The sequence below is a fragment of the Catalinimonas locisalis genome, from assembly GCF_038039535.1.
In the GTDB taxonomy this organism is placed as follows: domain Bacteria; phylum Bacteroidota; class Bacteroidia; order Cytophagales; family Cyclobacteriaceae; genus Catalinimonas.
The window spans coordinates 267053-282511 of record NZ_JBBPHP010000004.1 but is presented as its reverse complement, the minus strand read 5'-3'; the positions used below and the strand labels follow the sequence as shown (position 1 = coordinate 282511).

The window sequence follows — 15459 nt, the reverse complement described above, 5'->3', positions numbered from 1 at the left end:
CCGCAAATATAATATTTACCCTGAATTTAGGGTAAAAGTCAGGGCAAGATAAATTGACAGTTTATACCAACTTTTTTGCATCAGAGTGCGTTATGTGGATGATTTTGTACACCATAGAATTTGAGTACATATATTCATCGTAATACCAATTTATTAGATATATTTGCAGTCCAACTTTTAATGTATAAATCTAACACGCTAGTCAAATGACGCAGGTTGTTATAACATCTATTATTGCTTTTACACTGATCATCCTGCTGTTGGTAATGTTGCTGCTCTATGCCCAGTCCAAACTGGTGCAGCAGGGCGATGTAAAGATCATTGTCAACGGAGATGAGAAAAACCCTATTGTCACTCAAGCAGGTAGTACCTTGCTCTCCACGCTTTCCGGTGAGAAAATTTTCTTGCCATCCGCCTGTGGCGGCGGTGGTACTTGTGCCATGTGCAAGTGTGCAATTGACGAAGGTGGTGGAGATGTGCTGCCCACAGAAGAAGGTCACCTTAGCCGTAAGGAAAAGCAGGAGAATGTACGCCTTTCTTGCCAGGTAAAGGTAAAAAATGATATGCGCATCCGCATTCCTGAAGAAATCTTCGGTATTAAGAAGTGGGAGTGTGAAGTGGTTTCTAACTATAACGTTTCTACCTTCATTAAAGAATTTGTAGTGAAACTGCCTGAGGGCGAAACGCTGGACTTTGAATCAGGAGGTTATATTCAAATTGATGTGCCTGAGATTGAGGTGGATTATAAAACAATGGATATTACACCCAAGCCGGAGCTTGAGCACCCTGAGGATGTATACCAGAGTGACTGGGATAAATTTAAGCTGTGGGATCTGAAGATGAAGAATCCAGAGGCGATCTTCCGTGCTTACTCCATGGCCAACCACCCCGCCGAAGGTAATATTATTATGTTGACGATCCGTATCGCGACGCCACCTTGGGACAGAGCCGCTGGCAAGTGGATGGATGTGAATCCAGGAATCTGCTCTTCGTATGTATTCTCCAGAAAGCCAGGTGATAAAGTAACGATTTCCGGACCTTATGGTGAGTTCTTCATTAACCCTACTGATCGCGAGATGGTCTACATCGGTGGTGGTGCAGGTATGGCTCCTTTGAGATCACATATTTTCCACCTGTTCCATACCGAGAAGACAGACCGCAAAGTATCTTATTGGTACGGTGGACGTTCTAAGCGTGAGCTTTTTTATACCAACCACTTCCGTAAGATTGAGGAAGAGTTTCCTAACTTTACCTACAATATTGCGCTTTCTGAGCCATTACCGGAAGATAACTGGAAAGGCTATACCGGATTTATTCACCAGGCACTGTATGACAATTATTTGAAAGATCACCCTGAGCCGGACGAAGTTGAGTTCTATCTCTGTGGTCCTCCTTTGATGAACGCTGCTGTTCTTAAAATGCTGGACGACATGGGTGTTCCCCCTGAGAATATCAGGTTTGACGACTTTGGAGGTTAATCCAAGCAGAATATTAGGTGACAGAAAAGGAGTGAGAGATCACTCCTTTTTTTGTATACGTTGCTTTGGAGAAAGACTTTATTTCCAACGGAGCAATTTGTAATTTGCCTCTTCCCAATGATTTAAGTGTATTATGAACCTAAGTATTTTCTTTAAGCCTCTTGAAGCAGATGTGTATAAAGAAGCTAGTGCTACCAATAGTTTTTTTCGTGCCATACAGATTTATACCGACATATTTCCAGATTATGAAGGTGCAGATATTGCCATTATCGGAATAACAGAGAATAGGGGAAATCATGAGAATGGTGGAACTGAGCGGGCTGCCAATAGTGTGAGAAAAGCATTATACCAACTCAAGAAAGGTAGTGGTGCTTATAAAATTGTGGACCTGGGCAATCTGAATAACGCTCATAGTTTGGAGGAGACATATCTCAGGATCAAAGAGGTATGCGAAACGCTGATTAACCATAATACTTTTCCGATACTGATAGGAGGCACACATGACCTGGATTATGGGCAGTACCAGGCTTATGAAAGTATGGAAAAACTGATTAACGTACTGAGCGTAGATGCTTTTATAGATATTGACCCTAACAATACTGAGGGAATAGAAGGGAATGAACATAGAAATCATCTGCACAAGATGTTGGTACATGACCCCAACTATCTGCTCAACTACAGCCATATTGGCTACCAAAGCTATCTGGTAGATAATTCTGTTCCTCTTCTTCTTGATAAATTTTACTTTGATACGTATCGTCTGGGGCTAGTCAACCAAAACCTCAATGCGATGGAGCCGGTTATTCGTGCGGCAGATATGCTGAGCTTTGACATTACTGCTATCAAAATGGATGATGCCCCCGGCAATCGTCATGCGCAGGCTTTTGGCCTTAGCGGACAGGAAGCCTGTCAATTGTGCTGGTATGCTGGACATAGCGAAAAGCTAACCTCAGCGGGTTTTTATGAGTATAACCCCGATTGGGACAATGAGCGCAAAAAGACAGCTTCGGTAGTAGCTACGATGGTCTGGTATGTAATAGAAGGCTATTATCACCGTACTTACGAAAGTAATTTTGAGAGTAATGATTTTATCAAATACATCGTGCCCATGCCTTCCAAACCCTCCGTACTTACTTTCTATAAAGCCAAAAGGAGTGAAAAATGGTGGATGGAAGTGCCCAATCCACAGGTAGAAGCTGTGAAGGAACGACAAAGTATCGTACCCTGCGATCCTTCAGACTACGAAATGGCTACCAAAGGCGAACTCCCCGATCGCTGGATACAAAACCACGCTAAGTATCTGTAAGATTAATCTTTTTAGTTTCTGGTAAATTTTTAAAACCTAATTATGGAATGATCGTTCTAGTATCTATGTATTAAAAAGGAACGATCGTTCCAAATAATTTCTATCCAACAAATTAATATTATGAGTAATCTAAACGGAAAGATAGCAGTAGTAACTGGAGGCAATAGTGGTATCGGTTATGCCACAGCACAGGAGTTAAAAGAAAAAGGAGCTAGGGTAATTATTACCGGCAGGTCTGAAGAGAAAGTTAGAAAGGCCGCACAAGAACTTGGCGTAAAAGGCTTGGTAGCAGATGTAAGTAACTTACCTGCTGTAGAGCAAGTGGTAGCACAGATCAAAGAAGAATTTCAAAAAGTAGATATCTTATTTGTGAATGCAGGTGTTTTCTTACCAGCTCCTGTCGGGCAAATTACAGAAGAAATGTTTGATCACCAGATGGGGATCAATTTTAAAGGAGCAGTTTTCACTATTGAGAAGTTTTTACCTATTCTGAATGAAGGTGCTTCCATCATTAATTTATCCTCAATCAATGCTTATACCGGAATGCCTAATACAGCGGTCTATGCAGCTTCAAAAGCAGCACTCAATTCTTATACCCGGACGGCTGCTAGCGAACTGGCTGCCAGAAAAATACGGATCAATGCGGTCAATCCGGGACCAATTTCTACCCCTATTTTCGGAAAATCGGGATTGCCCGAAGAACAGCTTAACGGTTTTGCCGCAGCCATGCAAGATCGTGTGCCTATGAAGCGTTTTGGTGAGACTAGTGAAGTAGCTAAGCTGGTTGCTTTCCTCGCTTCTGATGATGCTTCCTTCATCACGGGAAGCGAGTATAATGTTGATGGTGGAATCAATATCAATCCTGTATTGGCATAAAAAATTTTATCATTTTTTGGAACGGTCGTTCCATATGTGTTTGTTTTAAGGCTAAGCTATTTATCTTAGCCTTTTCTTATGCCCAGAGTAAAACTGTTTAAAGAAGAAGAAGTCCTTCAGAAAGCCATACAGCTTTTTTCAATGAAAGGCTATCATGCTACCTCAATGCAGGATCTGGTAGATGCACTAGGTATCAACCGGGCTAGCCTCTATGATACTTTCGGTAGTAAAGAAGCATTATTTGATAGGGCCTTTGCTCTTTACAAAAGAGAAAACAGGCAGCGGGTGTTACATTTTTTAGCACAGCAGTCTTCTATCAAAGAAGGCATATTCAGGCTTTTTGATTATGCTGTAGATGAATCAGTAGCTGATAAAGAGGCAAAAGGCTGCCTCGCAGTCAATACTACTACCGAACTGATACCAGGTGACCAGAAAATATGTTCACAGTTGTCAGAAAATAAAGCTGATTTTGAGAAGATTTTTTATGATTACCTTATGTCTGGTATAAAGAAGGGCGAAATCTCTCCTGATAAAGATGCCAAAGCACTGGCAGCTTTTCTGTTTACCTTATACAATGGTATCAAGGTAGTAGGTAAGATCAATCCTAATAAAGAAGAGTTAATGGCATCAGTCAAGGCAGGGTTGGCGGTATTGGATTAGCTTGTTGCTTAATCACTGGCTTTTTATGCTGAAAAAATTTATGCTTACGTGCATTGATTTATCCCCATACCTCATAGAAGTGCATTGATGAAACAAGAAACTCTATCTTCCAGTAAAATCAGCGTGATTTCAGCATGGCAGCAAGCTTAAAAGAATACAGTAAAGCACAACTGGCACTCCGAAACGGGCAGGATAAGGAAGAAATCTGGGTGGCTTATCAGGGAGTAATTTATGATGTAAGTACCTCCAGATTATGGCATAGAGGTAAACATTATGAACACTGGGCCGGGCAGGATCTCACCGATGAACTTCCGGATGCACCCCATACCGCTAAAGTTTTTGAAAGATTTAAGGCAGTTGGAAAGTTAAAAGTTACAGGTTAAAAATTTATGTTGTGTTCTTTAAACTTACAACCCTTAACCTATAACTTTAAATTTTTTCCGTTATGGACAGAAAATTTATTAAATGCATGATAATCATAAACTTATCAATCTTCAGTCTGAAATTGTTAATTTGAAATTAGTATTACTCAACAGCAATCATGGAGATTTCCAGATGTGCTCCTTTCGGCAAAGATGCCACGCCAACAGTAACCCTTGAAGGAGCCATATCACCAAAATAGCTTCCGTAGATTTCATTTACCTTTCCAAAATCGTTCAGGTCAGTCATGTAAATGGTAGTCTGGACAACATTATTCATATCCATGCCACCTTCTTTAAGCACTGCCTGAAGATTATTCATTACCTGCGTAGCTTCTTCTTCTATGCTGGATGTAACCATTTCTCCACTTTCAGGGTTAATACCGATCTGCCCTGCCAGGTATAGGGTATTTCCAGCCATGATGGCCTGATTATAAGGTCCTACCGGATTGGGAGCCATGTCTGTTTTGATGATCTTCTTGCTAGTAGCTTCAGTCTTTTCTGGCGCCACTTCTGTCGCTTCTTCTTCCTCTGCAGCAGGTTTACTTTGACTATTACAGGAGACAAGAAATACTGTTAAAGTAAATGTTAGGTAGTAAAGTGATTTGTACATGGTTTAGGTTTGGTTAAATAGTGTTATGGTATATTGGCTCAAACTATAAAACCATTACACCAAGAACTATAATATTAAATGGTTTAGATATTCTGATAGTATTGGTTTAGCTTATCTGTCAACTGACTATAGATAGGCTTGGTAAATTCTACAAAAAGGTCCTGAGGTAATGGAGGGCTCATTTCCAGGCTATTACATACTTTTGTTTGCTCTTCGCTCAGTGCTCTTTCATCACCTTTAAAAGTTCCCCATTCAGCGAACCACAAAAATTCGCCTGGCATCTCATCCCGATAAATTCGGGTCTTGTTGAAACCATCGTTAACCGTCATGCTCAAAATGCCTCCTGAGAGTACTTCCAAGCGTCGGGTGATCAATTTTGCTGAAACTGTACCCAAAACCGGCTTCTTAGTACCGTCTTCCAATTCTACTTCGCCCACTTTTACACTATCGCGCGTGATAGTTTCTTCTTTCTGAAAAGCTTTACTTTGCCCGACAGAAAAGTCTTCAAACTGTAGCTTAAGTACCTGGTCAGGAACAGTGATACCTGCTCTTTTGGCATCTTTCTCAGTATAAAAAGCGAGAAATTGATTCCGGCTCATAAGTGATCTTAAATGCTTATCCACCTGATCGTAAAAGAAATCTGCACTTACCTTAAAGTAACGGGAAGGTACTGGTACCGCCTCTACTACTACTACAAGGGTAGCTGCTTCCCGCGCCACTCTCAATTTACGGTCTACATCTTTGTAACTCGGCTGAAAGTCATTGGCATTCAGAAAATAATAGTAAGCTTCTTTAGCATCTTCGCGAGTACCTCTTTTGAGTGCTTTTTCGCCCTCAACGTATTGTTCTTCCGCCGCTTTTTCCTTTACCTGAGCATATTGCTTGTAATACTCCTGGGGGTTACGAATAATTTGTCTTGCTTTAGGCGAAGCATTAATAGCTTCGTACATATTATTCAGTGCCTGATACGAATCTGCAATATTAGTCCAGGGCATATGCATCGCATTACTTTTTGCTTTCTTGATCTCATTCAAGAACTTCTGCGTAGCTAAAGGGTAAGCTTTAAGCAGCGCCCTCTGAGATTTTTTGTTGTTGGGGCTTTTCTGCAATTTATCGACTGCTGCCATTACTGACTGATAGTATGCTCCTTTTTCCAGTAGTTTTTTACTGGAATTGCAGGAGGCCAGTACTGTAAATGCAAATAAAATAATGTATATATAACGAAGCTTTAGCATGATACTAAGATATTGTTGTACCTAAATATCATGCTAAAAGTGAGCCAAAATGCCTAAGCTTGTACCATATCAGTTCATTTTTAAGGACTGTTTGGATTGCTCATCAGCAAAAGTAAGTAATGCTTTTTCTAATCTGTCAAGATCACTGAGTTTGGTATAGACATGCGGTGTAATGCGTACACCATTGATCGCTTCCCATTTTACCGGCGTAGCATGTATCTTATATTCATTGAAAAGCCTATTGTTGATTTCCGGCGCATCTATGCCTTCTATACCAACATTACAGAGGGCACAAGAGAAATCTGCTGACAGTGGAGTGTTGATTTTTACCATAGGGTGATCTTTTACCTTATCTGCCCAATAGCGCTTGAGGTAGTGCAACCGAGCTCTTTTGCGCTCAGCGCCAATGGCATTATGAAAATCAATCGCCTGGCCAACTGCCTGCTCAGGAGCAAAGGAGCGGGTACCCAGACTCTCAAATTTACGAATATCATCACGCTCAGGCTCATGATCAGGAATGAGCGGCCATAAATCGGCTATATTTTTCTTTTTAACGTGTATCATGCCGGTGCCGAAAGGGGCACACAGCCACTTATGCAGACTAGTGCCAAAGTAGTCGCAATCCATAGCCGTGAGGTCAGAATCTATGTGAGCAAAAGCATGTGCCCCGTCTACAATGGTTTTAATCCCTCTTTTTTTCATCTCCGCACAAATTTTCCCGGCAGGTACGATCTGTCCGGACCAGTTGATCAACTGGGTGATGTGAGCCACTTTGGTTTTGGGCGTAAGGCCCTCCAGATAGCGCTGTACTATGGCATCTTCATCTTCCATTGCCAGGTCCAGCGTAATCCAGTTGAGCTTGATGCCTGTCCGTTTAGCACGGGTTTTCCAGGCATTGAACATGTTAGGGTAATCATATTTGCAGAGCAGCACTTCATCTCCTTTTTGCAGGTCCATGCCAAAGATAATGGTATCCAGGGCTTCAGTAGCATTTCGGTTGATGGCTACCTCTTCGGGAGAGCAGTGCGCTACATCGGCCAGCTTCATACGCAGAGATTCTCTTCCCTGATCTAATATGCGCCACATATAATAAGATGGGGCCTCATTAGAATAATGGTAATAACGATCTACAGCATCCTGCACGATTTTAGGCTGGGGACTTACACCCCCATTGTTAAGATTGATGATATTAGGAGAGACGGTGTAAGCCTGCTGGATACGGTGCCACAGTTCTTCATCCTGTGCCGCATCTTCAGGATTTAGTCGGTTGAGATGCACCAGAGCATCTTTGACATCTTCGGCCAGCACTTTGGTCATAAAAGGGCTTAGCGATAAGGCCCCGGATGCTCCGGCCAGTTTTTTGAGAAAGCTTCGTCTTAAGGTCATGATAGCGTTAAAGGTTTACCCCAAAGTAGTTGCCTATGAGCTTGTTTCAGGGACTAGTGTATAATATGAAATATAGACCCTGAAAAAATTCAGGGTGAACTTTTAACTAGGTGTACATCTGATCGGCTACATTCTTAATAGCCATTACCATCTTTTCGGTATCTTCTTTACTGGGGTTGGTATCCCAACTTCCCATATTATGCGTGCCGCCTACGATCATCCCATCTTTACGATTGATAGTATAAGCACCACGGGTATTGATGCGGTAGTCCACATAATTTTGTGGAATCAAAAAAGCCAGTTGGCCGGAGATAGGCGTCAAACATTCATCATTGGTAATTTGCTTAGCCCCGATACCAGTACAGTTGACCACACATTTTTCAGCTAAAGCATCAAAATCTTCCAGTGACTTAAATTCCTGAATTTTTACTTTTCCTCCAAATCTCAGAAAGTCATCTGTGTAGAGTTTCAGCAGTGAAGGAATGTTAAACACCATAGAAGTACTGCGGTAAACATAATCAGCTTTAAAAGGATGTTCGCCTTTTTTAAGGGCTACTGTCTGAGGTAATACATTCATGAAGGCATATTTTTCATCACTCTCATCCATATCATGATCACGTTCCAGACGAGGTTCATCACGCACGGAGTAGCTGTCTGTCCAGACAACATAGTCTCCCAGACCAAGAAGATTCTGGTAAGTACGGAAAGAGGTAGTATGCGCCCTTTTAAATTTTTCGTAAAACTCAGGCGTAATATTTTCCTTTTCAATCAGACGATGGGAAGGCGACCAGGTTCCGGTGGCTTTACTGGAAGTAATGTTAGGCGCCATTTCTTTGGTATAGATGGTAACATCGTAGCCCCTGAACTGTAGCATACGGGCGGTAGTAAGGCCAATGACTCCACAGCCTACCACTGCGATTTTCTTCTCTCCACTACTCGCCACCAGGTCGGCAGCAAGCTCAGCCGAACCCCAGGAAAGCGACCAGCCACTGCCCCCATGACCGTAATTGTGTACCAGAGTTTTACTGCCCAACTCCTCCTTTTCAATTCTTGGGCCGAGAGTCCGGTAAGGGCGTAAGCCTACGGTCTCCTTAATCACTCTGTCCATGGATATGCGCAACTTGGGCAGGTACTGCGATGAGTGAATGATATTGACCTGTTTTTTGGCAATGCGCATGGCACTTGGTGTACAGGCTGCAGCACCGGCAGCAAGGGTAGCCATTCCGGTATTTTTCAGAAACAGGCGTCGGTTCATGAGGAATATTATTTAGATTAGGTATATAATTTTGTAAATCTATTAAATATCAAAATAAATATTAAGTTATATGCAGAAAAATAAGTTGAATATTTGATTGATTTGTATTTTCACCGTAGGCTGGATAAACAGTTTGATTCTGTGTAAACTTGTACTTTTGAACCAACTCCTGAAGCGTGGCGAAAAAACAAGCTCTTTTTTCATTTGGCGTGATAGCTGATGCCCAGTACTGCGATTGTGATCCTGCCATCGGGCGTCATTACCGAAAATCTACCCAAAAACTTGCCGATTGCCTGCATACTCTTAATCAGCACGAACTAAGTTTTATCCTGGATGTAGGAGACTTGATTGACCGTGACTTCAGCAGTTTTGATAAGATTCTGGAAGTGTATGCTCAGTCCAAATTTCCGGTATACCGCACTTTAGGAAATCATGACTATGCGGTAGAAGAAGATAAAAAAGAAGAAGTAGCAGCTCGTTTGGGTATGCATGAATCTGCTTATTACGATTTTTCCTACCTGAGCTGGCGTTTTATCATTTTGAATGGTAATGAAATTTCTACTTTCGCTCACCCACAAGGAAGTGAGGCAACCAAAGAAGCGGAAGCAATGCTTAAGCAAATGGAGGAAAACAATGCCATCAATGCCAAAGCATGGAATGGAGGGATAAGCCGTAAGCAATTAGGATGGCTGCAAACGAAGCTGGAAGAAGCCGCTTCTCAGGGAGAAAAGATAATAGTCATGGGACATTATCCACTCTATCCCAAAGATGCTCATAACCTTTGGAATGATGAAGCAGTAGTAAAGCTGCTGACAAAATATCCGCAGGTGGTAGCATATTTTAATGGACATAACCACAAAGGTAATTATGGGCAGAAAGCGCAGGTGCATTTTCTCAACTTTAAAGGTATGGTAGAAACTGAGCAGGAGAATAGCTTTGCCATCGTAGAAGTTTTTCAGGATCGTCTGGTGGTCAAAGGTTTTGGCAGAGAAGAGAATCGTGAGCTGATGATAGGTTAAATGCCGTAGCTGATGCAAACCCTATTACAACAGGCACTGTCCGATTGGGAAGGTAAAAAGGTGGATAAGCTGAAAAGAATTTATCAGCAACAGCAGGATCAGCCTTCTTTTGTAGAAGAAATACTCTCATTACTTAAGTCAGAAGCAAACCAGAAAGCCGCGAGCTGGCTGCTCAAATATCATCTGGAGCAGGGTAACCTATTGACCGATGGGCAAATTATTACCATGACCAATAGTCTGGAAAAGGTATACAATTGGGAAAGCCGCCTGCACTTGCTACAAATTTTACCTTTAGTTGACATTCCCAAAGAGGCTCAACTTGCTGTTGAGGATTTTGTAAGAGAAAGCCTCTCCAGCGATAATAAATTCGTAAGAACCTGGGCACTACAGGGTATGTATGAGCTTTCACGCCAGCGGCCTGAACTGCAAAGAGAAGTCTATTTTCTGTGTGAAAAAGCCATGCAGACCGAAGCTGCATCCGTAAAAGCAAGAGTACGGAAAATCCTTGCTCAGCTAGAAAAGAAAGACAAGTAATAACAAATTCTGAGCAAAAAATAGAATATGAAAGGAAGCCAGTATTCTATATGCCTCCGGTCTAATGCTATATATTATATATTTAAGAAGCTGGAATGGAATAGTATTAGAGCAGTATGTCGAGAATATTAGATTGACTAGGCGGAGAAATATAAAAATTAATGAAACACATACTTATATATTTAATTTTATCATTTTTCTGGAGCTGTAATGGCTCTTGGTCAAATGAAATAGAAGTTTTTTTTGCTTCCAGAGATATGCATGTTTCAAATCCTCTTTCTTGTATGGCTTTAGAGGTAGAGTTTGGTGATGTTTTACAACATAAAACACTGGACAATGACACTTTACAAAGTGAGCTTTTTAAACGAGTTAAAATGCTTAAAAAGGCTGAAAAAGAGAGCATTTTTGATGCTAGAGCAATAATTCTTTTTCCAAATAATAATAAAATTGACACCTTATGTATAGGAGGACACTTTGGTATAATCTTAAATGGACAAGAAATGGAAGATGACCCTGAATTAGTGAAATTAATTTGGGCTGAAATAGAGTCCGTATCAAACTAATCCAGCTATTTTTCAAATTGAATTATCAATATTTTTTACATTCAAAAAGCCAGACAGGTCTTGACATTTTGAAAGGCTTGATCTATGGATAGAATAGATGTTCCATGCGGGGCTGGTAACTTAACTCACTGCTAGTCAAACATATACTCTTAGAGAGCTGTGATCCGGAAAATTGCTGATTGGGAAAATCGTTACCTTTATAAAAAATACCATCATGAGCAATACAGCAAAACTCAAAGATGATTTGCACCATATCATAGATCAAATAGACGATGAAGCGACTCTGGAGGCCGTACGTACGTTATTGACTCCTAAAGTTGAAGCAATATACAATGTAAAAGGTCAACAGCATGATCAGGATCAAATAGAAAATTTCTTGGAAGAAAGTGAAAAAGATATTGAAGCTGGACATACTGTTTCACACCAAGAACTTAAAGAACAAATCCAATCGTGGCGAAACGTGAAGTAGTCTGGACCAGATCAGCGCTAGCTGACTTAAAGGCCATCTATGAGTTCAACATTTCATTGCAAGGAGAAGAAAAAGACTATGAGCTCGTAGAGCTTATCTGACAGAAAGCAGATGTACTCCACCAACCCATCATCGGTAGTACACGTTTTGTGAGTCGTCGTCATCCGGAACGAAATTATCAAAAGTTAATTATTTAGCTCTATATCCTTATTTTCCGGCAGATCGGTCAGTTAGTTTTTGTCAATCTTATTTTTGATAGCCAACAAAACTCAGATAAGTTAAACTTGTAGAGCTTTGTTCCTTATCCTTGCTCAACTGGAAAAGAAATAAAACTAGTTGCTAGTAAGTTGCTCTGCCTCCCGAAATATCATACAAAAAGCCGGTAGAAAAACTGTTTTCTTCAGAGACGATAAAGCTTACCATAGCAGCCACCTCTTCCGGTTCTCCGAGCCGACTCATAGGAATTTTAGCAGTAAGATAAGCCAGTTGGTCGGGTGAAGTGTCGGCATTCATGGCAGTTCTGATCACCGCTGGAGCCAGTGCGTTGATGGTGATTCCGGCTGTTGCATACTCCTTACCTACCGATTTCACCAATCCGATAACGCCCGCTTTGGTTGTAGAATAGCCGATCATGCCGGGGTTCCCTTCCTTTCCGGCCATAGAGGCGATCAGCAGTATTCTGCCATATTTGCGGGCTTCCATTTTTTTGATCACATGCTTGGTCATCAGAAAGCTGCCCTTCAGGTTGATGGCGTAGATATTGTCAAAATCCTGGGTAGAGTAGTCGGTTATCTTGGTGCTGGTGGGGCCAACAATTCCGGCAGAGTGTACCAGTACATCAATTTTACCACACTCTTTTTCTACCTGCGCTATGCTCTTAATGACCTGTTCTTCATCCGAAACATCTACGGTATACGCTTGGGTAGGAAGATTCAGGTTGAGAAATTCTTCTTTGGTTTTTTGCAGCAATGCTTCATTGCGGTCAAAGAGCGCCAGAGAGGCTCCTTCCTCGCCTAGTCTTTGGGCAATGGCTTTGCCTAGTCCGCTGGCACCTCCGGTAATAAGTGCGACCTGGCCTTTGAACCTATCGGGAAAAAACGACATCATGTAAGTTTAGGTTGTTGGTTGTGTGATCTCCGAATATAAGGAGTTTTCTCAATTTAGTCTCTATTGATCAGAGAAGGCTGTTGATAGGGGATATAATTGGCTAACCAAAGGGCGGATAGTAAGTGTAGAATGAGATAAATCTTACCTTATGGATACGATTTAAAGCCTAAATCATTATTTTAAAGTTTTGAAAGAGAAAAAAGACGCTCTTAAACTGACAACTAACCAACGACCTAAAACTACATTATGCTGACATTACTATTCGTCTTGCTGGCTTTTGCCTTCATCATTGTTGCCATCATTAAGTTTGAGATACACCCTTTCCTGGCTCTTTTTGTAGGAGCCATTTTTTATGGGTTGATAGCAGGTATGCCAGCCGAACTGATCATTCAATCCATCTCTGAGGGTTTTGGGGGCGTATTGGGCAGTATAGGCTTGCTAATATTATTTGGAGTGATTATCGGTACTTTTTTGGAGAAAACCGGTGGCGCTTTTGTGATTGCTCAGAAAATACTCGCCTGGATTGGAGAAAAATCGGTTATGCTGGCGATGATGGTCACTGGCTATATACTGTCAATTCCGGTATTTGGAGACAGTACCTTTATCATGCTTAATCCAATCAGTAAATCTTTGTCTTTCAAAGGCAAAATACCCTACGCAGCCACGACAATTGCCATAACTTTAGGCGTGACAGCCAGCCATTCGTTGGTGCCGCCTACCCCCGGGCCTATTGCCGCGGCAGGTATCCTGGAAGCTGATCTTGGTATGGTGATCATGTGGGGCTTTATTGTAAGTTCATTGGCACTCGTGCCCTGTTTCTTTTTTGCCAAATACTATGCCTCTCGTATTGACCTGGTTCCAGAATTTGCTGAAGAAGAAAGGACTACAGAAGTCAAAAAATATCCTTCCCTGGTAAAATGTTTTTTGCCTATTGCAGTGCCTCTGCTCTTAATCGTACTGGCTTCTATTGCTAATTATCCTACCAGGCCTTTTGGCGAAAATACATTTACGTATGTCCTGTCATTTCTGGGAAGTCCGGTAATCGCCTTACTGTTGGGTACATTTTTATCTTTCGTCCTGCCAGCCAAATTTGACAAAAAGCTGCTATCATCTTCAGGCTGGTTTGGTGAGGCGCTACTCATTGCCGCTCCGGTCATCCTGATTACAGGTGCAGGCGGTGTGTTTGGCAAAATGCTGCAGAATTCAGGTTTAGGAGACATGGTCAGTGGCATAATTGAGCCCGGAAACTTAAGTCTTTTGTTGCCCTTCCTCTTGGCTTTTGCCCTAAAGAGTGCGCAAGGTTCTTCTACGGTGGCTTTGGTAACCACTGCCTCTATTGTAGCTCCTTTATTAGGTACACTGGGACTGGATTCTGAAATGTCTAAAGTATTTACTGTACTGGCGATTGGAGCCGGTGCTACAGCTATCTCTCATGCCAACGATAGCTTTTTCTGGGCGATGACACAGTTAACGGGCATGAATGTAAAGCAGGGCTATATGACGCACAGTATCGGTACTCTGATCATGGCCTCTACTGCGATTACATTGATTTTTATCATCAGCTCATTTTTCTAAATAACTTTCTAAAAAAACTCCGGGACAGCTATTATTTGCTATCCCGGAGATATGAGTGCTATTTTGGGATCTGAGTTTTTTGCATGAACATCATTTTGCTGTCCAGCCACCATCTACAGTGAGCATAGAACCCACCATGTAGGTAGCAGCGTCGCTGGATAGGTAAATGGCAGCGCCCTGAATTTCTTTCAGTTTTCCCCAGCGTCCGAGGGCGGTAGCGCCTACAATAAATTTCTTAGCCTCTTCGGTTTCAGCAATGGGGATATTCATTTCTGTCAGGAAAGGGCCGGGACAAATCGCATTCACATTGATATTGAAAGGTGCAAGTTCCAAAGCGAGTGCCCTGGTCATCTGCACTACTGCGCCTTTGCTAGCGGTATATGGGGTACGGTTGGCTAATCCTACCAGCCCGAGTGTACTTGCCAGGTTGATGATACTGCCTCTTTTCTTTTGCTTCATATAGGGTACAACTGCTTTGCTGCACAGCCAGGTGCCGTTCACATTAACATCCATCACCTGTTTAAAATCTTTGGAAGTCAATTCATCAATCGCTCCCCGGATGTTGATGCCAGCACTGTTGATCAGGATATCTATCTGCCCAAAAGCTTCCATCGCGGCCTTAGCCATAGCTTCCGTCTGCTGCTCATCGGTAATATCGGCGCTGAATGAGATGGCTCTGGTGCCATATTCTTCGCTGATAGCTTTGGCAGCATTCGCACCCTGTTCAGCATTCCGGTTGACCAACATCACGCTGGCCCCAGCAGAGGCCAGACCAGCGGCCATAGCTAAGCCTAATCCTTTAGAGCCTCCGGTAATGATGGCAGCTTTGCCGCTTAAGTCAAATAGTTTGATGCCTGGTAGTTTTTCTTCGCTCATAGAGAGTTAATGGTTAGTAGTTATTGTATTGGTTTAATAATTTCAAGATCAGCGTTCACAGTTGAAGGTGTGCAGCTAAAGTCAGGCA

At 42.0% G+C, this 15459-nt stretch carries 16 protein-coding genes; 10 read left to right on the top strand and 6 right to left on the bottom strand.

Features of this window, described 5'->3' with window-relative positions:
• Positions 1–206 precede the first annotated feature (206 nt).
• The 5 genes from nqrF to WJR50_RS08400 all read left to right on the top strand — a co-directional run bounded on the left by nqrF (position 207) and on the right by WJR50_RS08400 (position 4703).
• Positions 207–1478: an NADH:ubiquinone reductase (Na(+)-transporting) subunit F gene (gene nqrF, locus WJR50_RS08420; RefSeq protein WP_341292809.1), complete on the top strand. Its 1272-nt coding sequence runs from the start codon at positions 207–209 to the stop codon at positions 1476–1478.
• A 133-nt stretch (positions 1479–1611) separates the two neighbouring features.
• Entirely contained in the window at positions 1612–2784 is a 1173-nt protein-coding gene (locus WJR50_RS08415; protein ID WP_341292808.1) for a formimidoylglutamase, read from the top strand.
• Positions 2785–2904: 120 nt separating this feature from the next.
• On the top strand, positions 2905–3660 hold the full coding sequence (locus WJR50_RS08410; protein WP_341292807.1) for an SDR family oxidoreductase: 756 nt from the start codon (positions 2905–2907) through the stop codon (positions 3658–3660).
• 78 nt (positions 3661–3738) lie between these two features.
• Complete coding sequence (locus WJR50_RS08405) at positions 3739–4320, top strand: TetR/AcrR family transcriptional regulator (RefSeq protein WP_341292806.1); 582 nt, start codon at positions 3739–3741, stop codon at positions 4318–4320.
• Between the two features lie 134 nt (positions 4321–4454).
• Positions 4455–4703 (top strand): cytochrome b5 domain-containing protein, encoded by a 249-nt coding sequence (locus WJR50_RS08400; protein WP_341292805.1) that lies wholly within the window; start codon positions 4455–4457, stop codon positions 4701–4703.
• A 142-nt stretch (positions 4704–4845) separates the two neighbouring features.
• Here WJR50_RS08400 and WJR50_RS08395 read toward each other — a convergent pair whose 3' ends face one another.
• The 4 genes from WJR50_RS08395 to WJR50_RS08380 all read right to left on the bottom strand — a co-directional run bounded on the left by WJR50_RS08395 (position 4846) and on the right by WJR50_RS08380 (position 9228).
• The gene (locus tag WJR50_RS08395; protein ID WP_341292804.1) at positions 4846–5352 is read right to left on the bottom strand and encodes a RidA family protein; all 507 of its coding nucleotides are present in this window, start codon (positions 5350–5352) and stop codon (positions 4846–4848) included.
• A gap of 83 nt (positions 5353–5435) precedes the next feature.
• The gene (locus WJR50_RS08390) at positions 5436–6587 is read right to left on the bottom strand and encodes a hypothetical protein (protein WP_341292803.1); all 1152 of its coding nucleotides are present in this window, start codon (positions 6585–6587) and stop codon (positions 5436–5438) included.
• Between the two features lie 69 nt (positions 6588–6656).
• Positions 6657–7973, bottom strand: a complete 1317-nt coding sequence (locus WJR50_RS08385) for an aminotransferase class V-fold PLP-dependent enzyme (protein ID WP_341292802.1) — start codon at positions 7971–7973, stop codon at positions 6657–6659.
• 106 nt (positions 7974–8079) lie between these two features.
• Positions 8080–9228 carry an FAD-dependent oxidoreductase gene (locus WJR50_RS08380; protein ID WP_341292801.1) on the bottom strand — a complete coding sequence of 383 codons (1149 nt, stop codon included), beginning with the start codon at positions 9226–9228 and terminating at the stop codon, positions 8080–8082.
• 176 nt (positions 9229–9404) lie between these two features.
• Between WJR50_RS08380 and WJR50_RS08375 the strand changes: the two genes are divergently transcribed.
• The 4 genes from WJR50_RS08375 (at position 9405) to WJR50_RS08360 (ending at position 11813) form a co-directional block, all read left to right on the top strand.
• On the top strand, positions 9405–10247 hold the full coding sequence (locus tag WJR50_RS08375; RefSeq protein ID WP_341292800.1) for a metallophosphoesterase: 843 nt from the start codon (positions 9405–9407) through the stop codon (positions 10245–10247).
• A 12-nt stretch (positions 10248–10259) separates the two neighbouring features.
• Positions 10260–10781, top strand: coding sequence for a hypothetical protein (locus tag WJR50_RS08370; RefSeq protein WP_341292799.1), 522 nt, complete (start codon positions 10260–10262; stop codon positions 10779–10781).
• Positions 10782–10942: 161 nt separating this feature from the next.
• Positions 10943–11344: a hypothetical protein gene (locus WJR50_RS08365; protein WP_341292798.1), complete on the top strand. Its 402-nt coding sequence runs from the start codon at positions 10943–10945 to the stop codon at positions 11342–11344.
• A gap of 214 nt (positions 11345–11558) precedes the next feature.
• The gene (locus tag WJR50_RS08360) at positions 11559–11813 is read left to right on the top strand and encodes a hypothetical protein (protein ID WP_341292797.1); all 255 of its coding nucleotides are present in this window, start codon (positions 11559–11561) and stop codon (positions 11811–11813) included.
• A gap of 339 nt (positions 11814–12152) precedes the next feature.
• Here the strand turns inward: WJR50_RS08360 and WJR50_RS08355 are convergent, their stop codons facing one another.
• Positions 12153–12920: an SDR family NAD(P)-dependent oxidoreductase gene (locus tag WJR50_RS08355; RefSeq protein WP_341292796.1), complete on the bottom strand. Its 768-nt coding sequence runs from the start codon at positions 12918–12920 to the stop codon at positions 12153–12155.
• 246 nt (positions 12921–13166) lie between these two features.
• Between WJR50_RS08355 and WJR50_RS08350 the strand changes: the two genes are divergently transcribed.
• Positions 13167–14495: a GntP family permease gene (locus WJR50_RS08350; RefSeq protein ID WP_341292795.1), complete on the top strand. Its 1329-nt coding sequence runs from the start codon at positions 13167–13169 to the stop codon at positions 14493–14495.
• Between the two features lie 90 nt (positions 14496–14585).
• Here WJR50_RS08350 and WJR50_RS08345 read toward each other — a convergent pair whose 3' ends face one another.
• Entirely contained in the window at positions 14586–15371 is a 786-nt protein-coding gene (locus WJR50_RS08345) for an SDR family NAD(P)-dependent oxidoreductase (protein WP_341292794.1), read from the bottom strand.
• Positions 15372–15459: the final 88 nt, after the last annotated feature.